Here is a 24,141-nt window from a genome sequence, read left to right as displayed (position 1 = left end):
TCTTCTGGGGTAAAGCCATATTCCCAGCGAGCTAATGATGAAGCATAGACATTAGAATCGATTCCGCACCGCCACCAACCTGTCGACTAAATTATACCGACTCATTTAAAGCTAGCTTTCCAGCTTCAACCAATCTTGTGGTTTAAGGTAGCGCTCGTATAGCTCCGCCTCTTGGGAGCCTTCTTCTGGGGTAAAGCCATACTCCCAGCGAACCAAGGGCGGCATAGACATCAAAATAGACTCAGTGCGACCACCGGTTTGTAAGCCAAATAAAGTGCCACGGTCATAAACCAAATTAAACTCAACATAACGGCCTCGACGGTACAGTTGGAACTGGCGCTCATCATCGTTATATTCAAGATCTTTATTACGCTCAACAATCGGCGAATAAGCCGTTAAGAAACCATTACCCACGGCTTGCATAAACTCAAAACTCTTATCAAAACCAGGCTCATTGAGATCATCAAAGAATAATCCACCGACCCCACGGGTTTCATTACGATGAGGCAAAAAGAAGTATTCATCACACCACTTTTTATATTTGGGATAAACCTCATCACCAAATGGGGCGCAAATATCGGCCGAGGTTTGATGCCATGAAACCACATCTTCTTCAAATGGATAGTAAGGAGTTAAATCAAACCCGCCACCAAACCACCATACGGGATCAGCGCCATCTTTATGGGCAATAAAAAAGCGCACATTCGCATGAGTTGTAGGAATAAAAGGATTTTTAGGATGGATAACCAATGACACGCCCATAGCTTCAAAGCTACGTCCAGCTAGCTCTGGACGATGCGCGGTGGCTGATGCCGGCATTGCTGCGCCCATCACATGGGAGAAGTTAACACCAGCTTGTTCAAATACATGGCCTGCGGTCATCACCTTGCTGGTGCCACCACCACCTTCGGCGCGCTCCCACGATTCCGCTTGAAAGCTGGCCTTTCCATCTAATGCTTCTAAACCAGCACAGATATTGGCTTGTAGGGATAACAGGTACTGCTTTACGACTGCGGCATCAGGCATTGCCATATCAAATTCCTTATTGTTTATTCGATTATTTTTATTAAATTACTGTCCGTTACGTAATATTTTGCCGCTACGAGCATCGATAATGGTTGAAGGCTGGCGCTGAGCACCAAGATCACCAGTTATCACAGCCGCAACAGTAGTGGAAAAAGTATCTTGAATTTCTGCTATGGTCAGTGCGGGCGCATGACCGGCTAAATTAGCACTAGTTGAAACAATGGCTTTATTAGTGGCGTCACATAATGCTTTTACCACTGGATGAGCCGAAACTCGCACCGCAATGGAATCAAACTCGCCACATAATAATTGGCTAACCTCTGACTTAATTGGCATCACAAAGGTAAAAGGCCCTGGCCACTTACTAAAGGCAAAGGCAAGTTGTGCCTCTGTGAGTTGTGATTCATCAATATAGGGCTGCAGTTGTTTATAGTCGCTGGCAACTAGGATAACGCCCTTTTGCCAAGGACGTTGTTTGATTTCAAGTAACTTTTGAATAGCTGATAGGTTATCAGGATCGCAGCCAAGGCCATAAACGGCTTCAGTGGGATAAGCAAACACCTCTCCTTGCTCAAACACTTCAGTAACATCTGTTGGATGCAACAATTGCATGAAATACCCTTTAATCTTATAAATTATCGATAAATTATACAGACAATAAGGATATGAACAAATACTGATATAAGGCGAATAGAGTCAAAAAAGTTATATTGGACGCTTATATTTACATGATTTCTGCGGGCATTCTAAACGGCTTCCAGCTGCGCCCTTACGCTCAACTAAAATACCAAAATTACATTCAGGGCAAGATTCATTATGGGGCGGAAAATTCACTAAGTACTTACATTTAGGGTAAGTATTACAGGCAAAAAAGGTTTTACCAAAGCGACTGGTACGAGATTCTAAATGGCCTTTTTTACAATGGGGGCAGTTGATAACCTCTGCATTTTCATCGTGATCGTGTTTTTCAATGTGAGTACATTCAGGATAGTGAGTACAGCCAATAAAAATACCAAAACGGCCAGACTTAACTGCCAGCTCATTGCCACACTCTGGGCATTCAGAGCCTTCTATCACTTGAGTTTCAATGGACTCATGTTGAACTAGAGGCCGCGTAAAGTCACAAGTAGGATAATTATTACAGCCTATGAATCCACCATGTTTACTATTTTTAACTGACAACTCACAGCCACACTTTGGGCAGAGTTCAAACTCTTTCTCCAAAGCATGCTCGTGCACAGTAAACAATTGCTGATCGATTTTAGACATTTTACTCTCAATATTACATAAAGGTGTCACCCTATTCAGGTTACACAGGGATGACAAAATAGCCAAGCTGACGATCAAAAAAGGAGGCCTAGCCTCCTTATTTAGTTAACTCATGACAATAGGTTTAAAGACTTAAGAATGTAACCGCCCATCAGGCTGTTCAAAAATAAGATCTTCCATTTGCTCATAAGCAGACTCGTTGCCTGGTACATTAAATAACACCATCAACACCACCCACTTTAAATCTTCCAAGATTAGGGTGGTTTCATCTAGCGCCATCACCCGTTCGATGACCATTTCACGGGTTTCAACACTGAGCACTTGGATTTGTTCAAGAAACAATAAAAACCCACGGCACTCAACATCCAATTTATCCATTTCATCTTTGGTATAAATACGGAATGACTGCTGGGCATGATTGCACAAGTAAGGTTTATCACCTTCTTGTAAATCAGCCAATCTTTCTAGCCAAGACAGGGCTTTCAAAATATCTGCTTGATGAAAACCTGCTCGGGTTAACTCTTTGGTAAGCTCATCTTCGTCAACTAATAGCTCTACTTCGCTATGAACATAGTTTTCAAAAAGGTACATGAGGATATCAAACATGGTTATCTCCTCTCTAATCTGACGTAACCACCAGGCACTTGTGCCACCTGGCCCTGTAATTCAAGTTCAAGCATTTCAACTAACACCAGATCTATCGACTTTCCACTATGCTCGACTACTGCATCTAAACTAGTAGCCTCATAACCTACACTAGCTAACAGCGCAGAAAATGGCAAATTTGTTGTATTATCTGCTATATGGTGACGATTAGCGACATTTTCAAGGTGAAACTGCGTCAATGCGGACAATTCTTCAACAACATCTGTTGCACATTCTACCAATTTAGCGCCATTTTTTAACAAGTCATGGCAACCTTGGTTATAGCCACCGAGCACCGAGCCGGGCACTGCAAACACTTCTCGATTTTGCTCCATCGCCAAGCGCGCACTGATCAACGAGCCACTTTTGCGCGTTGCCTCCACAACAATCGTGCCCAGTGATAAACCACTAATAATGCGATTTCGCCGAGGAAAGTTACCTGCATAGGGGCCAACCTGCGGCCAAAACTCACTCAGTACACAACCTTGATGCTGGATTTGGTGATACAAATTGCTATGGCGTTTAGGGTAAATACATTCAACACCAGTACCTAATACCGCAAGGGTTACGCCATTACTGTCTACTGCTCCTTTATGGGCTGCACCATCAATCCCTTTTATGGAATGTGATTTAAAACTATTTATATTGTCAATTGTGAAAGCTAAATTAAGTTTGAAACTGATAAATTAAATTCGAAAGATAATACCTCCTAATTAGGAAGTGTTTTCGTTAGGAATTTGCAAAATAAATAAGATGATACTTCTATCTAACATGTTTGAGCCCCCATTACGAGTCTGATCTCCCAAGGTAGCGATTCGGAAGCAGCAAGATGGGAAAGTCTAAGCACAAAATAACCAACTGGTCTCAGTACAATAAAGCGCTCGTTAATCGTGGTTCTTTAACTTTCCGGATTGATGAGCAAGCCATTAGGGCTTGGCTATGTATCGAGCATCATGGTCGCAGTGGACGAGGGTATATTTACTCCGATGTTGCTATTGAAACTGCGCTGGTTGTTAAAGGCGTATTCAATTTGTCACTACGAGCACTTGAAGGCTTTACCAATTCGGTATTCCAACTTATGGATGTGCCACTGACCTCCCCCGAGTTATAGCTGTATCAGTAAGCGAGCCAAGACTGTTGAAATCAAATATAGAGCAAAGAGCCATGGTCCTGTGGCCCATGTTGTTATTGATTCTACAGGCCTCAAAGTCTACGGTGAAGGTGAGTGGAAAACCCGTAAGCACGGCAATTATTAATTTCATTTGAATGCATATTTAGAGGTAAGTATGTCTAGTTAGTTAAGAATTGCCAAGTGGGTTGGATTACTGCTGGTTTCGCTAATCTGAGCCTATTAACTAAATTGCCCCTAGCTCAGCTCTGCCCCATTGTGTGTTTCGACCGATTGAACAAACTCTTCACTAAAGCATCATTTGACTTACTTTTTTTCATGCCTAGAACTCTAACTATCTAACCAAGTTTGCTAATCCACTACACCTAGCGTTTTTCACTTGAAGTGTTTGCCTTATATTTAACTAAGAGTATATTCTTCCATTGTGGCTATTGGTTGAACACGTATAAGTAATTAAAATAATGAGGAATTCATCTTGATGGCTCTCCCTTTTACGCGTAAGGAAAGATAATGGAATATTTTTTAGGAGCGATTGCTATCTATATTGGGTACTTATGGATATCTGGGACGTCGAAATCTAATACGGTTAATAAATCAAAAACTAGAAATGCACCGTCTCAAACATCAAGGCATAGAACTAGTTCCTCTGCTTCATCTAGCGTGAATACATCATCAGTTTCTTCATTTGACTGCAGTGATGATGACGAATTTGCAACATTCACGATCGAGACAAGTTTTGGTTATGAACTTGAAGAATCATCGAATAAGCAAAAGGGTCGATGGATTGGAGAAAGTGAACAGTTAACTATTAATGGTCGAAAACTCAAAAGAGGTCTTTTCTACTTTGGTGGAGTAATGAATTCTCTTGATGGGTATGGGATAGAGCCTTCGTTAGTTGATGAAAAGAGACCTGTATCTAAGCCTCCTTTAAATGAAAATGCAGAAACACATTCTGATGAATCCTTAGGATATTGGCCAAGCTATGCATCACTATCTCAAGGTTGTAGAGGAGCATATCTCGATTGGTTAGCTTCAGAGCGTTCAAATCCCAATATACCAATTGGATATGTTTTCATTTATTTCTACGGCTTTGAACGAAGAATCATAGAAAACAAAGCTACCTCTGATGTATCTGATCCAGAGTTCATAGCTATCTTCGACGAGGTTCTACGCTTAAATAAAGTATTTAGTGCCAACCGTTCATTTAATAGATATTCATCTGACTTTCTAGAATTGATGGCTCTGTTCAGGCCTTCTTTACTTGAGTATCGGATGGACGAAATACCCGATACGCATAATGCTTTATCATTCAAAATTAAATTAGCTAATACAGTTGTTAATGACCAGATAGTTGGAGTTAAATTAGCTCTAGCTTGGTTGAAAAATACTTTTGAGTATTCTCTCAAAATGCCAGCGAGAAGATGCGAAGAAGAATTTAGAAAACTTTTTGAAATCCGTTTTTCGCAAAAATTTGGCGAAGGTATATCAGTTAAGCCTAATAAAACAAAGCTGCGTCTTTCGTATAATGCCGCAAGTAATGGTATTCATGGGATTGATTTAGCTGTTGAGGAATTACCCGATCCGAGCATTCTAAAAGGCCCCATTAAGAAACTAATTCCCATTGCAGAAGCTTGTACCGAGGAACTGGCAAGTTACAGCAGATACCTGGGTAAGGCTGATACTTCTAAAAATGATATTGCAGCATTAATGCTATTGCCTAAAGAGTTGGTAAATGAGTCAAACTCCCCTGTCATTGGAGAATTTAAAAAGTGGGCAGAACAAGTCATAGAAAACCAAGATGGGCTTACTACTGTTAAAGAGTTTTGGTCCCACACTGGGATGCCATTTCCGAAGGGCATAAATAAAAAAGAACACGAGTTACTAACCAATCTAGCGACCAAAGCGAATATAGGAATTGCCCCAGATCAACGCTTTCATCAAGCAAAAGTTAAAGCTGATGGCAATATTGTACTGTTCACACCTGCTCATGGTGAGTTCTTTGAACCAAGCCAAGCATTCAATCAAGTTAGCTTAGCTATGAGGCTTGGCGCAATGGTAGCAACAATCGATGGCTACGTTGATCAAGAAGAGAAGTTAGTACTTCAAAAACTGGTAGATCAAGATGAAAATATGAGCCAATCAGAAAAAAACTCACTCAAAGCCTATTTGATCTGGAGATTAAATAGCCCAGCAAATACTGCTGGATTGAAAGCAAGAATTGAAAAGCTTAAAACTAATGAAATTGAGTTTCTAAAGAAGTTCATGATTTCCATAGCACTAGCTGATGGGAAAGTAGACTCAACAGAAATCAAACAAATCGAAAAACTCTACACCTCACTTGGGTTGGATAGGTCTCTTGTTACTAGTGATATCCATCATTTAACTTCCTCGAGTAGCCGTACTATTACTCGTTCGGAAAGTTCCGATACTAGCGCCAATACATTTAAATTGGATGAAGGCATTTTGGCTATGCATGAAAGTGAAACAAGTGACGCCAAGACAATGTTAGAAAACATTTTTGCAGTTGATGATGAACCTGAAATAGACGTTATTAGCGAGCAAGCAGAGTCTGATGGATTGGACCATGCTCATAAAGAGTTGTTCGACACATTGCTCAGTAAAGAAACATGGTCGCGTAATGAAGTTAATGAATTTTGTGGCAAGCTTAGTCTCATGGTCGATGGTGCGATAGAAACTATCAATGACTGGGCTTATGAAAAAGTAGATGCTCCGGTATTAGATGATGATGGTGACATCTATGTAGATCTTGAAATTGTTGAAGAGTTAAAAGGATAAATGATGATTGCGAAAAAAATACGGTCTAAAGAAAGAGATGCAATTATCCAGTCTTTAAAGTCAGGAGTAACACCAAAAGTAGGGATCCAACACATTCAAGTGGGCCGAGTAAAAGAGTTAAAAGCACTGATTCAAGATATTGAACGTGTCTCAGATGGTGGCTCTGCTTTTAGACTCATTATTGGTGAGTATGGTTCGGGAAAAACATTTTTCTTGAGTGTTGTAAGATCTATCGCTCTTGAAAGAAAATTGGTAACCGTTAATGCTGATCTATCACCGGATCGCCGCATTCATGCTTCATCAGGTCAAGCTCGTAACCTTTACTCTGAGTTAATGCGTAACATGTCGACACGAAATAAGTCTGACGGTAACGCTCTAACAAGTGTCGTTGAAAAATTTATTACGGAAGCTAGAAAAGAAGCTGATGCATCAAACAAAGAAATAACCGTAGTTATTCATGAGCGCCTTTCGTCGTTATCAGAGTTAGTTGGTGGATACGACTTTGCCAAAGTTATCGAAGCTTATTGGCTAGGACATGAGCAAGATAATGATGACTTAAAAAGTAATGCGATCAAGTGGCTTAGAGCTGAGTATTCAACCAAGACAGATGCCCGTAAAGACTTAGGTGTCAGAAGCATAATTACGGATGCATCCTTTTACGACTCTCTAAAACTGTTAAGTCTATTTGTTCGGCAAGCAGGATACCAAGGCTTGATTGTTAACCTCGATGAATTGGTTAATTTGTACAAGCTACATAGCACTCAAGCAAGAACGTCTAATTATGAGCAAATTCTAAGAATGCTTAATGATTGTTTACAAGGGTCAGCGGAGCACCTTGGTTTTCTACTAGGTGGTACGCCGGAGTTCTTATTAGATCCAAGAAAGGGGCTATATAGCTATGAAGCTCTTCAGTCACGTCTAGCAGGAAATACATTTGCTAAGCAAGCAGGTGTAATTGACTACTCCTCACCAGCATTGCACCTGGCTAGCCTTACACCAGAAGAGCTATATATTCTTTTGAAAAATTTACGACACGTCTATGCTTCTGGTGACCAATCGCAGTACCTTGTGCCTGATGAGGCGCTTAAATCATTTCTTCACCACTGTAGTCAGACAATTGGGGACGCTTATTTCAGGACTCCTCGTAATACAATAAAAGCATTCTTAGACATGCTTGCGGTAGTTGATCAAAATCCATCTATTGTATGGGACAGTTTAATTTCATCGGTTTCTATTGAAGAAGAAAAACCCTCAGATGTCGAACTTGAGGTAGAAGAGAGCGAAGATGGACTTGCTGACTTTAAACTATGATCGACGAATATAAAAAGCTAGATATCAGGGTTCAACAATGGATCTTTAAGCAAGGCTGGGCAAACTTAAGAGAAATACAATGTTTGTCTATAGATCCGATACTATCTGCCAAAACTGATGTTCTGATCAGTGCTTCAACAGCTGCGGGTAAGACTGAAGCTTTTTTTTTACCAGCAATCAGTGCCATAGCAGATCAAAAAGAAGGGGTTGGTATTCTATATATCAGCCCACTAAAAGCCTTAATCAATGATCAGGATAGACGTTTAGAGAGCCTTTCAGATTTACTGGATATGCCTGTTACCCCATGGCACGGTGATAGCCTACAAAGTAGGAAGAATAAATTAAGGCGTTCACCAGCTGGTATTGTACTAATTACCCCAGAATCACTTGAGTCATTGCTTATTCGTGATGCTGGCTGGGTGAAGTCTGCATTTTCTAATTTAAAATATATTGTTATTGATGAATTCCATGCCTTTCTTGGCACTGAACGTGGACATCACTTACTTTCCCTGCTTCATCGTTTGGAGCATCTTCTAGGGAGATTAAAGTCACCCATTCCCAGGGCGGCATTGAGTGCAACACTCGGTGAATTGGAAAAGGTGCCATTGTCACTTAGACCAAACCAATCCTTTCCATGCAAAATAATTAAAGATTCGCGCTCTACATCGACCTTTAAGATTCAAGTTAAAGGTTATCTCAACTCGGCAAGTATAGATGATAAGGCTCCTGTAGATGCGGAATGCCAAATATGCCAAGATTTGTTCAAATTTTGCCGTGGAGGTAATCATTTAGTCTTTGCAAACAGTCGAAAGCGAACTGAAAGTATAGCCGCAACATTAAGTGATTTTTGTGATCAAAAAATCGTACCTAATGAGTTTTTCCCTCATCATGGTTCACTCTCGAAAGAGTTTAGAGAGAGCTTGGAAAAGCGACTTCAAAAAGAGCAATTACCTACTACAGCTGTTTGTACAATGACATTAGAATTGGGTATCGATATAGGAAAAGTAAATTCGGTTGTTCAAGTAACCGCACCTCATTCCATTTCTAGTTTAAGGCAACGAATGGGACGTTCCGGACGGCGTGGGGGTCCATCTATACTTCGAATGCTGATCGCTGAAGATGAGTTAACAAAAGATTCGAGTGTTATCGATAAACTCCGACTGGAGTTAGTGCAATCCCTCGCAATGATCAAATTATTAATTAGCAATAAATGGTATGAGCCTGCTGATACGTCCCTTTACCACTTTTCAGCACTTCTGCATCAGACACTTGCAGTCATTGCGCAATGGGGTGGTATTAGAGCGGAGCAGTTGTTTAAATTACTTTGTAAGGAAGGCCCTTTTCAGAACGTCGGAGTTGAGAACTTTAAAGCTCTCCTGAGTCATATGGGGAAAACAGAACTAATAACGCAGTTAGGTAACAGTGAGATTGTTTTAGGGCTATCTGGTGAGCGCATTACAAATCACTATTCATTTTATGCGGTATTCAAAACTCCAGAAGAGTTCAGGGTTATTAGTGGCGTAAATACAATTGGAACACTGCCTGTTGATTCACTTGTGTTAGTTGGCCAGCATATTATTTTTGCTGGAAAACGCTGGAGAGTAAAAGATGTTGATACCGACAAAAAAGCTATCTACGTAGAGTTCGCCAAAGGTGGGAAGCCGCCAAAGTTCGGTGGTGGCGGGATGTCAATTCATGACGTAGTTCGCCAAGAAATGTATTGCATGCTTAAAGAAGGCGATTACAAAATATCCGTTGGCGACCAAAAAGTAGATTTTGCAGATACAACAGCCAAAGAACTATTCCATGAAAGTATAGTTTTTTTTAATGCAGCAGGGCTCGCGAACAAATCATTGCTACAGGCAGGTAATACAACCTACATATTCACATGGTTGGGAGACAAAATAGTAAATACGATCGTAGCTCTACTTATTAGCGAAGGCTATGAAGCCGGTGCTTATGCGGGAGTTATTGAGGTAGAAAAAACATCCCTCGAAGATGTGAAAGCGACATTACAAGCTCTAGCCCAAGCCCAATTGCCTAATGAAACCATGCTAGCTGAATTTGTGTTGGAAAAGCAGGTCGATAAGTTTGATGAGTATCTGCCTGAAGAGGTTTTATCTATTGGGTATGGAACCAAAACATTTAACACTAACGGTGCTAAAAAATGGCTTGAGAAGTTCTCGCTGGAATCAGGGGAATAGTAATATCGTTACTAATTGATAGTGCTTTGAACACGAACGGGTCGAGATGCACTGATTTGTTTTTGCCCCGAAATGTGTTTTAAATGGATATCTCTCGAGGTTTAGTCATTTGTATTTACCCTCAATAATCTAATATCACCTTCAATAGAGTGGCCAAAATTAGTGTGCCACTATAAATTCTTTGTTAGAGAGGCTACCCTAACAATTTACGCTCTGAATTTTTCCCTCGTGTTAATAACGGAAGATCCTCTTCTTCACACCAAAGTTTGAAACATTACTAACTGCTGAGAAGGTTTGTCTATCTGCGAAAAATGAGGGCGCAATAAAATACAAACTGTATATAAATGGATGTAGGCTAAATTTGGGACTCGTACAGATCATGATATCACGTATAATCAGTGTCGAAACACTAGGAAGATTGAATTGCACTGACACGGTATGATGTGTTTTGATTTATAGAAGGTTAGATAGAAGGGGATACCTTATGAGCGATTGGGAAGATGTCTTTGGCCCTGGTAATGGTGACTGGGAGCCCCCAGCTTATCGTAGAAAAAGGTCCATATCTGACAAAAATAGGTGTTTTCAGTCTAAGAAAACGGAGTTTAACCAAATGATTGTTCAACTCGGTTTTAAGTGGTGCTTTAAGCATGGAGTTATAGCTGTTCCTGCTCTGGCCCCTAAAGCTGTATTTCTCGATCGGAAGGATGTTGTAAAAAGTGGGAGAACTCATTTGAGCCGCTTGATTATTGATCCCAAAAAACACGAAGTTGTCGTTACCCTAATGACAAAAAGTGAACAGCTGTGTGCAACATATTTAATCAGAGATAAAAACGCGTTTAAGAACGCCATTCTAATTGCGTTAGATTTTAAGTTTTCGACGTCGGCACAATTTATCAATATAGAATCATTTTCCAAAGACTCTATCTACACACCATTGTAATAGTAGTAAATAGCTAATATTCATCGTATAGCAGGAAAACCAGAGTTATCTAGTTAACTTGAAGGTGTCATGCTTCGTCTACTTTATTTAGCCGCCAAGTTAAGTCATATCCTCTAATTCATTAGAAGCAGTCAATCCATGATTGGGCATCTATATCTAGTTTTCAACACAGTTTGCCACTGAATACAAATAGTAAACTGTTTACGATATTGATATAATCTAAGCATCTAATTAGCTTGGGTAACTTGAAGGTGTGATGTTTCGTCCACTAAATTTGGTTATCTACTGTATTCAAATCATCGCGAGCTCTGGATACATTCGTGATTAGATATAAGCAGCCTATTCAGGCTGCTTTTTTTCTATAGAACTAACCCACGACCTCAAACCTAGAAGAGAAGAGAAACTCGACTGGTGTATTGCTGCTCGGATTTTCTTTCGTGTTTTGCGGGTGGGGTATACGTTCGCTTCATCAACACCAACTCCACAAATTACCCTACGGCCATTTTTAGCTTTAAGTAACTTAGTTTTTCTACTATTCAATTCGAATCCGTGTTTGACCAGTATTCTTTGAATTCCGTTGATAACTCGATCCACGCTACCAACGTCATTAATGCTAATGGATATATCATCAGCATACCTAGTATATTCGAAATTTTGCAGCCCGCCTTTAGAGAGCGTTTGAAAGGGGTTTTCTTTCTCGATTAGACTTTCTATTGTTGATAGATATGCGGTGATCTCTTGGTCAACTCTGTTAAATGCGATGTTGGCGACGATCGGGCTCGTAGGTAATCCTTGACGAGGAGCACCGTTAATAAATAGCATTGGGATCATTTCATCGGGTATTAACCCTTTGACCAGCTTTGGCTTAATGCTATCGAAAAAGTCACGAATATCTAAACTTATGGTGTACTTAAAATGAATGTGACGTATAGCTTGCTCTATGACATTTCGATTTGGTATGAAGCCATATGCCACTTTTAGAGACTCGATTTCTGAGAATATTTTGTAGAGTTCAGCTAATCGCTCTCGATATAGCGTTTTAGAGAAGTCGTTTGGCGCATAGATAGGGCGAACCTTTTGACCTGATTTCACTGAAGTCAGCCTGATTCGGAGTACTGGGGGGGGCGCAAAAAAAAGCCAGTTAACTTCTCCTTTTTTTTCTTGCAAGTATTTTTCAGGAACAGGAAACTCCCATACCCCTGTAGAAACCTCCTCCCATTTTGGTCGATTTATTTGCATCATGTACCTCTATAATAACCTTACCTAGTCGCTTTCAAGTATCTTAGTAACTTTCATCAGGCACACACCCTAGCTTTATCACGATAAGTTACTCACTGCGTCTAAATTTAACATATTTACGAAAAGTTTTTGGTGTAAATGACGAAATCGACACTGTAGTAGAGTAGTGGACTAAGCCACTCAATTATAGGTTTGACAAACTCTTAACGATTCCGACGAATTCCAACTTAAAAAATTCGTAGCAAGCTTAAGTCCATTTTCGAGCCAGCGACATCTTCGCTGACTCGGATCTTCCCCATTACGTGTTTAAGATTGATATCCCTTGAGGTAAAGTTGGTTGCATTTCCCCTCAAAAGTATAATATAACCTCCAATAGAATGGCCAGATGTGATAAACCATTACAGACTGATTACTTACATTTATTTAGATAAGGATTGCTTTATGAAGTTTAATGACTATGAGGTGAATATAACTCCAGGTGATGAGTTAGATAATGGATATGTTTGCCTTGAACATAATACAAAATATTCGATTACTCTTACAAATCGTAATTATAACGACTGTGATGCACAGGTTCATATCGATGGTGTTTCTGTAGGTACTTTTAGAATTAAATCAAATAGTAGCTCTACTATAGACAGGCCTATTTCTGAAGATGGGTGCTTTACTTTTTTAAAGTTTGAGAGTAATGAAGCTAATAAAGCTAAATTGATAAAAACAATAGATTTAGGCTTGGTTTCAGTATTATTCATGCCTGGGAAAGCTATTTCTATACCGTTTAGCAAGCAACAAGGTGGCATGAATCAAGGGTACTCTCCCCAACAAAGTGCTCCGCAAAGAGTTTCTGCAGGTGGTACAGGTCTTTCTGGAAAAAGTTCACAACAATTTCGTAACGTTAAAAAGTTGGAGTATGATGAAGAGAAAAATATTAAAATAATTTTAAGATTGGTGTGTAAAGAGAAAGATGAGGTTCGACCTTTAGCGGTTAAAGAAACTGAGACTCCGCCATCACTATTCGAATCATTTGAAGATGCTAGTTGCTATGCAAAAAGTAAAAAAAGTGGCTCTGTAGTAAGAAGTCGTGATGGGGAAGGTTTTATTTGGCGTCATAGTAATCATAAATAATTCACAAACCTTATTAGTATTAGATCAACTTAGTGGCAATTCAAAAATTAGAACCATTAAAATATCTACAAAACTTGTGAAATTGCATTAATAACAGAGGGCAATATATTATGGATAATAGCCACCTCCCTTGGCACTTAATTCCCGGCAATAAAGAACTTCAAGTGGAAGCCGTTATTAAGGAGGTAAAAGCAAGGTTGAATGGTGAATCAAAAAAATTAAATATTGGTTCACAAGGGTTTGGTTCTGATGAGAAGGCTGGTTTAGAGTTTGTGGAAGTAATTACTAAAAAATTATTAAAGCTTGGATTAAAAGGCTCGCATGATTTACATCAGTCAAAGAATGGCTCAGGAAACTGGTATTACTTCCTTCGTGGAATTATGCCTATAGAAAGTGATTTTATTTTTACAACCTATAAAGAAGCAAGAGATGTAGCTATGGAAAAAAAAGGAATGGTCAAAAGAGATGGTGATAACTGGAGGGTAACTATGTAGTTTCAGCCAACTTGAGTTTAATTTAGGGCTCATTTACTTGGCTTCGCTGTACTTGCATTCTAGCTTATAAAACTATGCATCCAATAAAGATCTGGTGAGATGCTTTTAGCTTTAGGTGCTTAATACCATTAAGGATTAATGTACTGCCCCCCTTAGTGTAGTGGTTGGGTGAATTTGGCAGCTTGCTTAGAAGTCTTCTGTATGTGATTTTATATGAAAAATTAGAGCTGCACTTATTTTCTAGCTTACTTCTGTCCAGAAATGAGTTTCAAACTTTGTTGTTAAGGTGATTGTTTGCTCAATCAGTAAAACAAGGTGGGAGAGGATAATAAATTATTAATTGTGGCACTCCTAAAAATTAGCCAGCTTGATTTTGTAACTTTATCAAGATGACTTCCTTAGGGTTATCTTCGCTAAATATAAAATAACTACTAAGGATTATTTAAACGGCTTAGTCACGAAAGTTATATGCTGCTTTTTGTCCTCTAAAGAACGGAGGTATACAGGCTCTGATTCAGACTTATTAAAATGATGGCTGAGTCCAGCAGTGCTATCCAGGTGGGAAATTAACTCTTTTATGACCTCTTTATATTTTTCAGGCACTCGCATTACTATTGTTTTTTCATATTTAGTTTTTCTACCCGCTCCTTGGCGATACCCACCGTGTTTTTTTACTTCTGTCATGTTTATCACCTATACGTTTAAGTGTAAGCTTACTTTACTTGATAAAGTTACAAAATCAAAATAAGAGTACCGTAATTGTTAATCTAGCCTGTATCAAAACTCAATATTACTCATAATGTTGTTCGCGTTTCGTGGTTGGTACGTTTGTCCAAAAGTTTGTTCGTAGCCTAGTTTTTTAGGGGCAAAAGAGAAATTCTGTCAAAAATTGTAAATTGACACACGCTGCTATTAATATGGTGACACCATGAATTAGATTTCCTCATCAAAAGTTGAGTTGAAAGTAGATACTGCCTTTTCTGTAAAGCTACCTAAAAATTTCAAAAGATGATGGTTTTTTTTGAACAAGCTGTTCAAGCCGTTAATCATCTGTACTAGCTCAGATGTATTAGCCTTGACTTGCTCTATCTAGTCACAAATTTAATTACACAATGACGGCAAATATCAACGCAATTCACTTAATCCCAATGCAATGGATTCTTGTCTAAATCGCCCGAAAACATTAACGACTTTGTCATATGAGCTTGATAAAAAGTGTTCTTCAACGGTTTCACTCTTTCCGTTAAAGGTTGGATGATCAGTAAAGCTACCATCCTCAGAGAGTTTCAGTTCAATTTGAGGCCTAGTTTTCCCTTCCTTACCAAATGAAGCCTCTGCAACAGTTGCATCATCAATATTATTTTTATCACCCTCTTTCATCTTTTCAAACTGGACCACATCAGCTTCAAAAGGCACATCTTGCTTAACACGATATGCAAACTCTAAAAGCTTTGCCTCTGCAGGCATGTATAAAATAGCTTCTTGATTCTTGGAGGTGGTCATTCTCAGTATTCTTCCTAAAATCTGTCTAAAATGCATTTCTGTCTTGATATTAGTTAGATGACAACAAACCTGTAGTCTAGGGATATTAGTTCCTTCACTAATCATTCCAACCGAAATGATCCATTTACTATCAGCTTGCCTAAATTGTTGAATGATAGAACTTGGGTCATTTTCTCTGTAAGTAACAACAACGGCATCTTCATTAAAGTTGGCATTCATCAGCTTTGAAATCTGCTTTGCATGTTCAATGGATGAAGCAACAATTAATCCAGCTGCGTCTGAGTTCTTTGCCCTTATTGCAGCTAATTTTTTTTGGGCTGAAGAAATGATGTAATTAATGACCTTTTCGTTTTCTATTATCTCTTGATAAGGAACACTTGACTGAGATAGCAAAGACCGAAAGCTGCTAAAGGTTTTGGTTTCATCGTCATCAATCACTGAAATATGATTATTATCAACAGCAACGATCTGTGGTACGCGGCAAACATTGTCCTTAAGCGCCTCTGAAAGGCCATAAACGTAATCACATAATATTTTACCATCTGGGTTCATATATTTTGAAAGAACGATAGGAGCAGCGTCTGAGCGCCAAGGAGTTCCTGTTAATGCCAATGTATATTTCGCTTTACCTTGAATGTTTAATATTATTTGCTCTCCCCACGCATTTGCATTTTCAATATTAGAGCCTGCACAGTGGTGGATTTCATCAAATATGACAAACACTCGATATCTAGTGAATAGCTCCCAAAAGCTTCCATCAAGATGTTGTAAGCTTTGATAAGTCATAGAATGTCCTTTAGCACCGAGCAAACCATCAAATCTGTGATTAATTCTTGATTGCAAGCTATGGCAGAAATCTTGGGACACAATCGAAGAAGGTGAAAAACAAATAACTAAATCAATCAGATTGCTATTTAATAAGTGATTGGCTAATTCTGAAGCCATCAAGGTTTTACCAGCTCCAGGTGTTGCTAAGGTTAAAAAGTGATTATTGCCGCTTAAGTACTGCTTTGATGCTTTATTGATACAGCTTTTTTGCCATTGTCTCAGTTTCATATTTTCTCAAGTGTTTTTTCTTGTTTAAGTAAACCTTCAATGGCTCTAATCTTCCCTAGTATCTTAGTGTTATTGTCTCTGGCTAGATTGTATTCTGGCTGTATCGTGTCGACTAATTCAGGGAACTCTGAATAAAGTTCTTTGTATGCCTCTGACTCGCCAATATTCAATAACAATTCAGCTTTATAGTGATTCAACTTCCCAAGCAATTGCTCTTGCTTGTTATTCCGCTTATTGATTAAGGCTGTCGATACAGGTTTGCTCTTTAGTGCTATCGTTTCAATGTCAAAATCCACTGTTTTTTTAAAGCGGGTTAGCCCTTTGGGTTTTGATATCACTTTTGTTAACCAACCTCTCCTAACCAGCTTTAAAAGTTCGGCATATATTTTTTTTCGAATAATGGAAGGATCTAAAGCGTCATCACTTTTTAATGCTAAATAGCCTGAACGGACATCATTCGTGCTGAAGTTGTCAAAGTTATTTTTCAGGATGATTTGAGCAACAAAAGGGTCCAATTTCAAAGTAAATCCTAATCAATTAAAAACAATAATGGGTATTATAGGGCGTGGTGCTTCAGCGCTCAACATGAAAATCTAATCATTTACCTAAGGGAAACGTAGGGTGAGTGATTTAATTAAGCAGTTTGGTGGCATGTTGCGCGAAAAACGTAAGGAGGCGGGCTACTCCCAAGAAGCCTTTGCTGCGTATGTCGGTATAGAAAGAGGCAATTACGGCAAAATGGAACGAGGCTTAGTCAATATAAAATTAGCAACATTATACAAATTAGCCAATGCATTAAATTGCGAGTTTGAAGAGATAATGCCGCTAAGAACAAAGCATAAAATCAATTTAGATTAACCTAAAAAACTCTAGTATCACATTCGTGACCTTTTATATGAAAACCCTAAGATTTTTAAGGTATATTGCCCCTAATAAGTAATCAAAAATTTAGCAAATGAATCAAGATTTAAAATTGGCAACTGACAAAAGTTGCAGCCTTTTACTCAAACTACCTCATCTTGGTACTGTAGTGGTCAAGTAAAATTGGCCACGGTTTTAGAGTCAATTCCCGACATGATTATGGGAGGGTTGGCTGCTATAGCCCAACCCTATTTATAGTTGGTTAATTTTCACTATCGAAATGGGTCATTATTAAGTGCAAATATATGGTAGATTCGGATCACTTTTGGATGCTGCAAAATAACACACATAAAACCATACATAATTCTGTATCATTCTCTTTGGATTGCAGGTCTTCGCAGCCCTTACTGGACCGTTAACACCAACTTCAGCTTGGAGAGGGTTTCTGGTTTTGATTATTTTTCACAACCCAAAGATATAGAAAGAGCTTCGATTTCTCAAAAATCTGGTTTCCAACCTAATTTAGTTTTGATATCAATCATCGCAAGACATAAGATCATTTAGTAGTAATTCAACTTTTTCTAGAATACCTGCTCTTGTCAGGTTAGAGTCGCCAAGTTCATTCTTCAGTGTTTGAATTTGACGATAACTTCCTTCTACTTTAGACCTCACAGCTAAAACCTTATCGGATGAACCCCAGATATCTAACTCTTCGAAAGCCAAATCAATATATGGACTCAAACTTTCCGGTTTCGTATGTCCAGATAAGACTGCTACTTTAGTTAAAATTGTATGGGCAACATCAATAGGTAGCTTCTTATCCTTAAAGCCTTTTAGTCTAGTTGCCACCTGTATTGTAATAAAGCGATGTCTAAACATATGGGTGCATACTTTGTGGGTGATACCTGCTGCTATTCGAAGTGTTGAGATTAACTTTGTTATCGACTCCTCAGATAGCCTCTTACCATTATTCAAATTTAAGAATAAAAAACCTGGATCAGATTCAATCTTGCCGCTTTCGATTAAATCTCTTACTAATTTCTTTCTAAATGATTGAATATATGTAATTACAGGCAACAACCATTCGACAGCGATAGGGATTTCTCTAGGCTGTGTAACGTCGTTTTTAGCGGTATCTAATTCGAGTAAACCTGACTTATAAGCTTTAGTTATGTTATCTACTGTCAATTCAGAGACTTCGACCCTTCTGCCGCCACTAGCTTCGAGCATTCTTAAAACATTTTCATCCCGCTTCCTTTTCAGACCATTTTTCGTTACTTTTCTTAGTGAATCATATAGCTTAGTGATATCCTCATGAGTAACCGCTCTTACCACCTTTGGGCTGCTATTTACTGGTATATGTCGATGAGTTATATACTTGAAGTTATGGTTTCCACTTTTACCCGTCTTTTCTTGGATGGTGATCTGATTACCAACATCGAAACCTATTAAGTTTTCATGCGGCAACATCATCTTTTGATACCAAAGTAAGAAATGAAGACCCTTTCTTATAATGTTGCCTATTTGTGTGTCCGATCTTCTTTCAAACAAGTCATTATGTAAGCTCTTTTCACTCCTCAAATCTTTAACCCATTGCTTTATGTCATCGTCACACAAAGCTGAGAAATCCTTAACTCGATTATGAAAAGTATATCTCACCAAAGAGGAGAGCAAACTAGCGTAAGTTACAGTTGTTCCTCCGCTGTCATTTCTAGAGCCTTTTCTTCTTTTTTCATCTAAGTAATTTTTTTTATTGTTAACTAGCCACATAGACACGGGCCAGCAAACACATCCATCAGGCCAAAACATTACAGGTGTTTTGGGCGCTCTTTCGTGTACAGCGCCTCTTGGTGTCATATGCGATACAATACGACAGTCAGAATCAGTAAGTCTCCATAGCTTATTAATAGTGTTCAATATTTTCCGCTCTCGACAAGTCGAATTGATTCCTTGGGTGATGAATACCTATCTAAATGGCTTTCAAAAAGAGCCTTGAAAGATTTATCTTGTCTCGAACGGATATGACAGAATTCGAGCAAATGCGTGTATTGTTCCCCAAAGCGAGCAATTTCGTTGATAAGCTGAGCATTATCGCTTTGACTATTTTTAAGTCTTTGCTTGTAATCCGATATTGTACCGCGAGAAGGATAGTTGTGACTTTCCTTGCTCTTACTCAAAGCTTTATATGCTTGCTTACGAAGCCTATCTAGACACCGCCAACCTCCAGGTAAAGCTTTATCAGCATAATGCTTCCATCGGTTAAGGCTCATAGACGTAATCCCACGTTCAGGCATCTCCATAGACGATAAAGCTTTCTGCGAATTTAATAGAGAAACGTTGAACGAATCGTATGCTGACGGATTCTCGATCATATTTTGAAGAAGTGCCTCACAAGCATTAACACTTCCTAATTTAGATATGTTTTTACTCATTTGACACCTTTTCGAATATTTCAAAAACCATCTCGAATTTTACCCCTTCTTTAGTTTTAAAAGAGTGAGGACGTACAGAAAATACACCACCCTCCACTAACATCTCCAAATATAGTTCTAGTTCATCTCTTTCAACCAGAGATACATCTGCACATTTAAAATGACTTGTGATCATACTCCGTAGTTGCTTCAGTGGACTTGATTCATCATCTCCGAGTACAGCGTCAGATGCATACCTAGCTTCTTCCTCTGTCATTTCCCTCCCACCAACTACTTCCCTTATATATGCATAGGTGTGCTCAAGGTCCACATGCCCAAGCATCCAAGATATTGCGGAAAGATTAGAGTATTTATATTGCCAAAAAAACACGATGGCGAAAAAACGTCGAAATTCATGTGACTTCGGATACCACCTTCTATTGTCCTCAGTAAGTGGCACATCAATATAATCACAAAATCGATTAACATTATCAATTATAGTGTTAGGCGATACCTTTTTACCCGTGGCTTTCAAATCAATCAAACTCTGAAATATATAACTTTCATTTGAATCATCACCCAATACACGGGTTAGTTGTTCTAAGATAAAAATTGCTCTTGCGGCAATATTGGGGATTGGTCGCCTCAATATAACTCTTTCTCCATCTATCACAGCTTTGCGTAAATGAAACTCTAGTTCGTAAGCACCTTCTCTCCCTTTAACACAACCTCTTTTAAGATCCATTAGCTCGCTTTTTCGTCTCGCTGACAAGGTGGAAATTATAATAAAGCAAGCTGATACAAGTGAAAGCACACTGTCCTCTAAAGTCATTTCACTCTTAAGGCGAACAGAACCTAAATGTCCTCCATAGTCATTTCTGTCATAACAATTTGAATTATAGATACTGTATACATTCACAATGTTTAAGTTATCTAAATGGGGGGCTGGTTTAGTTACTTTCAATGCTTGCCGTTCACAGTCAAGTAAAGTCCAGGTACTTGAACCGTCCCGTGCATCAAAAATATTTTTCGAGCTCACTTTCCATTGAGAAACTCTCTTAAAAATATCAGAACCGTGTCCCAAGAAAAACTCAATACTCTCTCCAAGCATATGCAGCGCGGTATTGACAGGGGTCGTTCTTGTATGTTTATCTCCGCCAGCACCGAATTGTTTTGCTATAGATGAAAAGTTGATATTTCCCAAGGTGGTATCACATGGAAGGCCGTCAACAAATGATGACAACCTTTTCATTAACCCAAATACACTGAACAAATACTGCATATATCCCATTGTAGATGGGGTATTACAACCATCCTCTATGGATTCATAATCTGCTGGTAAGTACTGCAAATCAGATTTAAATACGACTAAGTATAAGTGGTCATAATCTTCTACACTCTCAAACTGCCTAAAAAACAAACTCAAATAATTAGGGAGTGACATGGCCGATTCCACGCCTATTAAATTAAAAACTTTATTGCCATTGACCGTAAAAACTTCTCTTCCAGTTCTTGATTTATAAGTATAGTTCCTTGCTGAAGCATAAACATTTTTGCTGTATAACCACCCCTTAACAAGGCGAATTTCATCACTTGAAAATTCACTGTTCTCTACATCATGTCCTTTATTCACTAAGGCTTCAGGGGCTTTTGATAACCCTATCCGTGCCACCTCCATCTCAGCTTCATCACTTAAAATTGATTTAAAAAAATCCGTAAACCTCGATTCATAAAGTCTCAATCCACTAGCGCGATTATCAACATAAATCTTTATTATAGATTTAATAGCATCACTATCGAGCAGTGAAAAGGCATACTCTTTAGGTTGATATATATCGCCAAAAGCGACCACCCAATCTAAAATACACATAGATACTCTATGTAAAGCCTTAACTCTTTTAATACTCACGACCCTACCACCAAGGTGGTGATGTCTAGACTCAAAAGTAATTCTTTTCAGGGTTTCAAGGATATAACTGTTTTCAGGATCGGTGATAAGTGAGCCATCATAAAGAGAAACATTCCAATTAATTTCTTCACGATCACTGCCTGTAGTGAGAACCCAAATATTAGCATTATAATCATTTAACCAGGCCGCGGACGGAGTTCCAGTTTGAGTAGTAGGGTTATCATTCAAAAAAGATAAATCCCCAACAAAACCTGACATTATGCCTCCCGATTGTTTGTTGCTATTAACTCAGGGAAAATTAATTTCCCCCTTAGATTTTCAGCCCTTAATAAGGCGCCACTATAAACCGAGTTAAGCTCTCTATTTGCTTTATTATTAGGAATATATGATTTTAATGTTTTGGATAATTCTTTCCAAAACAGCGGGGTTGTTTCCTCACTTGCATCCTGTTTCATATTAGTGAAAAAATTAGAAGCCTCTATATGCTCTTCATATAGAAATAGAGCTGCTAACGAATTTTCACACACAGCTATACTCACTTTTTTATCACTATCAAAGTCATTATTATCAACCTCACTGGTGCCCCTAACCTGATAATTGTCAATAATGACAGATAAACGCTGCTTTAAACTCGCGCTATCTGTGCTATCAACTACATCGCCTGTTATCATCTGGCTTAGAAATTGATGCACTTCCCTTATACAAGAAAAGTCAGTGGCCTCTAACATGCATTCTTTATCGGAAGTGGCTGCGCATATTAATAAATTTTGAAACCTCCTAATTGCCCTTTTATTCATCAGGTTTTGGATTGGTTTAGGGATATATGAATTCATACACACTTTGACTGTATTCCCCATTACTACACTTGCTTGTTTTAAATCCCCTAGTGTTTCAAACCACTTAAGAATTCCTCCAAGTCTAGAAAAGTCTTTTAACTTCACGATACTTGCATAACGATGCAGGTCCTTATTTGTGTATAAGAATGACTTTTTAGCTACGCGTATTTCATTCTGACGACCCTCAATCCCTTTTATAACGCTATAAGCTTTTGTTCCATAAGTTTTCTGTATACTGGTGCAGTAGCAAGGTCTAGGCTTACCAAAGGAATCACCGCCATTAACTACAAGAAATAGCTTTTTGTAGTTCGGATCCCCCTTAGACTTTAAGTATTCTCTAAAGGGTTGATTTAATTCAAACAGCAAATGGAGAGTGCTGGTTGACTCTTCATCCAGCATTTCGTGTTTTTCTTCATGCGCTCTGTTCTTAGTAATTTTAATTACGTTAACTTCGCCATGTTCACCCAATGTGTAAGCGAATTCCATTCTTCCGTACTTATCTTCAACTTCGAGTTCAAGAAGGGAGGATATTCGAAGCTTTGGGTGCTTTATTAATAAAAGAACCAAAAATGGTACTGTACGCCTACTTGTCATGACTCCAAGGTGACCTAATAGAGTATCTCTATACATTTTTAAATACCTATAGTCTTTAGCTACAGGCTGGTTTAGTTTTAATAGTTGTTCGTCGCATACCTCATCGTAGCCACAACGCCTTGGTCCAAAATAAATACTGCTATATTTATTCTTGATATAGCACAATATATTTGATCTATAGTTAGGATGCTCTGGACTAAATATATGCACCAATCGACCTTTAACCCTTTCTTTGTATGGGTGTTCATTTTTAATTGATGTGTTGATTAGTTTACTTAACGCTTCCCACTCAATTAACTCTGCATGTTGGGTACCTTGATAAAATTGCGTTCTTATCGCAGCTACTTCTTTTCTAGCCGCATTTAAAAAATCTTGCTTTACCGACAAAAAACTCCTCTCTAGCTCATCAAGATACTGATCATCATCACGACTTAGATCAATGGGAATTATGCCAGAATAATCAACGGGGTTATCCGATTCTAAAGCCGTCAAAAGTGCAGCGTCCCTTATAGCGTCCCTATTATGCAGTTTAGGGTTTCCTGGTGGAAATACTGTTGTAGGAATAACTCCTTCAGCCATTGCGTACTCAATAAAACGTTTAAATGTCGACCAACTAGAGTTCCTAGAGTGCAAGGTTTTACCCACAGAATCGTCGGTAAACCAAAACGTCCTATACCCATACCAGATCTCGTTCCAATATTTATGACGCTCTGCTAAATAAGGGGAGTTTTTAAGATGCCTCGTTAAGGCTTTAAGCTGTTTTAGTATTACGTACGCTGGCCCCCCCCCCTTG

General features: G+C 38.7%; 19 protein-coding genes and 2 pseudogenes. 8 read left to right on the top strand and 13 right to left on the bottom strand.

Annotated features, from left to right (window positions below; all coding sequences use genetic code 11):
* Positions 1-111: 111 nt before the first annotated feature.
* The 5 genes and pseudogenes from hemF to AB4140_RS08945 all read right to left on the bottom strand — a co-directional run.
* Positions 112-1,032 (bottom strand): oxygen-dependent coproporphyrinogen oxidase, encoded by a 921-nt coding sequence (hemF, locus tag AB4140_RS08965; protein WP_102475877.1) that lies wholly within the window; start codon positions 1,030-1,032, stop codon positions 112-114.
* A 39-nt stretch (positions 1,033-1,071) separates the two neighbouring features.
* Positions 1,072-1,638, bottom strand: a complete 567-nt coding sequence (locus tag AB4140_RS08960) for an L-threonylcarbamoyladenylate synthase (RefSeq protein WP_102436458.1) — start codon at positions 1,636-1,638, stop codon at positions 1,072-1,074.
* A gap of 93 nt (positions 1,639-1,731) precedes the next feature.
* On the bottom strand, positions 1,732-2,295 hold the full coding sequence (locus AB4140_RS08955) for a type I DNA topoisomerase (RefSeq protein ID WP_102436456.1): 564 nt from the start codon (positions 2,293-2,295) through the stop codon (positions 1,732-1,734).
* Positions 2,296-2,427: 132 nt separating this feature from the next.
* Positions 2,428-2,901 (bottom strand): DUF494 family protein, encoded by a 474-nt coding sequence (locus AB4140_RS08950; protein WP_076541718.1) that lies wholly within the window; start codon positions 2,899-2,901, stop codon positions 2,428-2,430.
* A gap of 2 nt (positions 2,902-2,903) precedes the next feature.
* Positions 2,904-3,554: pseudogene (locus AB4140_RS08945) on the bottom strand (DNA-processing protein DprA); the annotation flags it as partial.
* A 215-nt stretch (positions 3,555-3,769) separates the two neighbouring features.
* Here AB4140_RS08945 and AB4140_RS08940 point away from each other — a divergent pair.
* The 5 genes and pseudogenes from AB4140_RS08940 to AB4140_RS08920 form a co-directional block, all read left to right on the top strand.
* Positions 3,770-4,187: pseudogene (locus AB4140_RS08940) on the top strand (IS5 family transposase); the annotation flags it as partial.
* A gap of 392 nt (positions 4,188-4,579) precedes the next feature.
* Positions 4,580-6,865: a TerB N-terminal domain-containing protein gene (locus AB4140_RS08935; RefSeq protein WP_372000648.1), complete on the top strand. Its 2,286-nt coding sequence runs from the start codon at positions 4,580-4,582 to the stop codon at positions 6,863-6,865.
* Positions 6,866-8,176, top strand: coding sequence for an ATP-binding protein (locus tag AB4140_RS08930; protein ID WP_372000646.1), 1,311 nt, complete (start codon positions 6,866-6,868; stop codon positions 8,174-8,176).
* A complete protein-coding gene (locus tag AB4140_RS08925) occupies positions 8,173-10,380 on the top strand; it encodes a DEAD/DEAH box helicase (RefSeq protein WP_372000644.1) in 2,208 nt (735 codons plus the stop codon). The genes AB4140_RS08930 and AB4140_RS08925 overlap by 4 nt, the downstream gene beginning before the upstream one ends.
* Before the next feature lie 484 nt (positions 10,381-10,864).
* Positions 10,865-11,320, top strand: a complete 456-nt coding sequence (locus tag AB4140_RS08920) for a hypothetical protein (protein WP_372000642.1) — start codon at positions 10,865-10,867, stop codon at positions 11,318-11,320.
* Between the two features lie 339 nt (positions 11,321-11,659).
* Here AB4140_RS08920 and AB4140_RS08915 read toward each other — a convergent pair whose 3' ends face one another.
* Complete coding sequence (locus AB4140_RS08915) at positions 11,660-12,562, bottom strand: reverse transcriptase family protein (RefSeq protein ID WP_372000640.1); 903 nt, start codon at positions 12,560-12,562, stop codon at positions 11,660-11,662.
* A gap of 438 nt (positions 12,563-13,000) precedes the next feature.
* Here AB4140_RS08915 and AB4140_RS08910 point away from each other — a divergent pair, with 438 nt between their 5' ends.
* Both AB4140_RS08910 and AB4140_RS08905 read left to right on the top strand, forming a co-directional pair.
* On the top strand, positions 13,001-13,684 hold the full coding sequence (locus AB4140_RS08910) for a hypothetical protein (protein ID WP_372000638.1): 684 nt from the start codon (positions 13,001-13,003) through the stop codon (positions 13,682-13,684).
* Positions 13,685-13,794: 110 nt separating this feature from the next.
* The gene (locus tag AB4140_RS08905) at positions 13,795-14,178 is read left to right on the top strand and encodes a hypothetical protein (protein WP_372000636.1); all 384 of its coding nucleotides are present in this window, start codon (positions 13,795-13,797) and stop codon (positions 14,176-14,178) included.
* Positions 14,179-14,616: 438 nt separating this feature from the next.
* Here the strand turns inward: AB4140_RS08905 and AB4140_RS08900 are convergent, their stop codons facing one another.
* From AB4140_RS08900 to AB4140_RS08890, 3 genes are all read right to left on the bottom strand, one after another.
* Entirely contained in the window at positions 14,617-14,862 is a 246-nt protein-coding gene (locus tag AB4140_RS08900) for a hypothetical protein (protein WP_372000634.1), read from the bottom strand.
* 441 nt (positions 14,863-15,303) lie between these two features.
* Positions 15,304-16,737 (bottom strand): DEAD/DEAH box helicase, encoded by a 1,434-nt coding sequence (locus AB4140_RS08895; protein ID WP_372000632.1) that lies wholly within the window; start codon positions 16,735-16,737, stop codon positions 15,304-15,306.
* Positions 16,734-17,258, bottom strand: a complete 525-nt coding sequence (locus tag AB4140_RS08890) for a hypothetical protein (RefSeq protein ID WP_372000630.1) — start codon at positions 17,256-17,258, stop codon at positions 16,734-16,736. Before AB4140_RS08890 ends, AB4140_RS08895 begins: the two co-directional genes overlap by 4 nt.
* 100 nt (positions 17,259-17,358) lie before the next feature.
* Here AB4140_RS08890 and AB4140_RS08885 point away from each other — a divergent pair, with 100 nt between their 5' ends.
* Complete coding sequence (locus AB4140_RS08885) at positions 17,359-17,595, top strand: helix-turn-helix domain-containing protein (RefSeq protein ID WP_372000628.1); 237 nt, start codon at positions 17,359-17,361, stop codon at positions 17,593-17,595.
* 537 nt (positions 17,596-18,132) lie between these two features.
* On the opposite strand, the gene AB4140_RS08880 is transcribed toward AB4140_RS08885, so the two are convergent.
* The 4 genes from AB4140_RS08880 to AB4140_RS08865 form a co-directional block, all read right to left on the bottom strand.
* On the bottom strand, positions 18,133-19,515 hold the full coding sequence (locus AB4140_RS08880; protein WP_372000626.1) for a tyrosine-type recombinase/integrase: 1,383 nt from the start codon (positions 19,513-19,515) through the stop codon (positions 18,133-18,135).
* Positions 19,512-20,030 carry a hypothetical protein gene (locus AB4140_RS08875; protein WP_372000624.1) on the bottom strand — a complete coding sequence of 173 codons (519 nt, stop codon included), beginning with the start codon at positions 20,028-20,030 and terminating at the stop codon, positions 19,512-19,514. Before AB4140_RS08875 ends, AB4140_RS08880 begins: the two co-directional genes overlap by 4 nt.
* Positions 20,023-22,176, bottom strand: a complete 2,154-nt coding sequence (locus AB4140_RS08870; protein WP_372000622.1) for a hypothetical protein — start codon at positions 22,174-22,176, stop codon at positions 20,023-20,025. The genes AB4140_RS08875 and AB4140_RS08870 overlap by 8 nt, the downstream gene beginning before the upstream one ends.
* On the bottom strand, positions 22,176-24,141 hold a 1,966-nt coding region (locus tag AB4140_RS08865; RefSeq protein WP_372000620.1), incomplete at its 5' end, for a hypothetical protein. The genes AB4140_RS08870 and AB4140_RS08865, both read right to left, overlap by 1 nt.

It is taken from the genome of Shewanella sp. 10N.286.51.B2 (assembly GCF_041469265.1).
Lineage (GTDB): Bacteria > Pseudomonadota > Gammaproteobacteria > Enterobacterales > Shewanellaceae > Shewanella.
Note: the sequence above shows the minus strand (reverse complement) of the source record. Positions and strands in the feature narration are given on the sequence as shown.

Bases quoted from the DNA above. Each gene is read 5' to 3' on its own strand.
- hemF (WP_102475877.1), bottom strand. From the start codon at position 1,032: ATGGCAATGCCTGATGCCGCAGTCGTAAAGCAGTACCTGTTATCCCTA.
- AB4140_RS08960 (WP_102436458.1), bottom strand. From the start codon at position 1,638: ATGCAATTGTTGCATCCAACAGATGTTACTGAAGTGTTTGAGCAAGGA.
- AB4140_RS08955 (WP_102436456.1), bottom strand. From the start codon at position 2,295: ATGTCTAAAATCGATCAGCAATTGTTTACTGTGCACGAGCATGCTTTG.
- AB4140_RS08950 (WP_076541718.1), bottom strand. From the start codon at position 2,901: ATGTTTGATATCCTCATGTACCTTTTTGAAAACTATGTTCATAGCGAA.
- AB4140_RS08935 (WP_372000648.1), top strand. From the start codon at position 4,580: ATGGAATATTTTTTAGGAGCGATTGCTATCTATATTGGGTACTTATGG.
- AB4140_RS08930 (WP_372000646.1), top strand. From the start codon at position 6,866: ATGATGATTGCGAAAAAAATACGGTCTAAAGAAAGAGATGCAATTATC.
- AB4140_RS08925 (WP_372000644.1), top strand. From the start codon at position 8,173: ATGATCGACGAATATAAAAAGCTAGATATCAGGGTTCAACAATGGATC.
- AB4140_RS08920 (WP_372000642.1), top strand. From the start codon at position 10,865: ATGAGCGATTGGGAAGATGTCTTTGGCCCTGGTAATGGTGACTGGGAG.
- AB4140_RS08915 (WP_372000640.1), bottom strand. From the start codon at position 12,562: ATGATGCAAATAAATCGACCAAAATGGGAGGAGGTTTCTACAGGGGTA.
- AB4140_RS08910 (WP_372000638.1), top strand. From the start codon at position 13,001: ATGAAGTTTAATGACTATGAGGTGAATATAACTCCAGGTGATGAGTTA.
- AB4140_RS08905 (WP_372000636.1), top strand. From the start codon at position 13,795: ATGGATAATAGCCACCTCCCTTGGCACTTAATTCCCGGCAATAAAGAA.
- AB4140_RS08900 (WP_372000634.1), bottom strand. From the start codon at position 14,862: ATGACAGAAGTAAAAAAACACGGTGGGTATCGCCAAGGAGCGGGTAGA.
- AB4140_RS08895 (WP_372000632.1), bottom strand. From the start codon at position 16,737: ATGAAACTGAGACAATGGCAAAAAAGCTGTATCAATAAAGCATCAAAG.
- AB4140_RS08875 (WP_372000624.1), bottom strand. From the start codon at position 20,030: ATGAGTAAAAACATATCTAAATTAGGAAGTGTTAATGCTTGTGAGGCA.
- AB4140_RS08870 (WP_372000622.1), bottom strand. From the start codon at position 22,176: ATGTCAGGTTTTGTTGGGGATTTATCTTTTTTGAATGATAACCCTACT.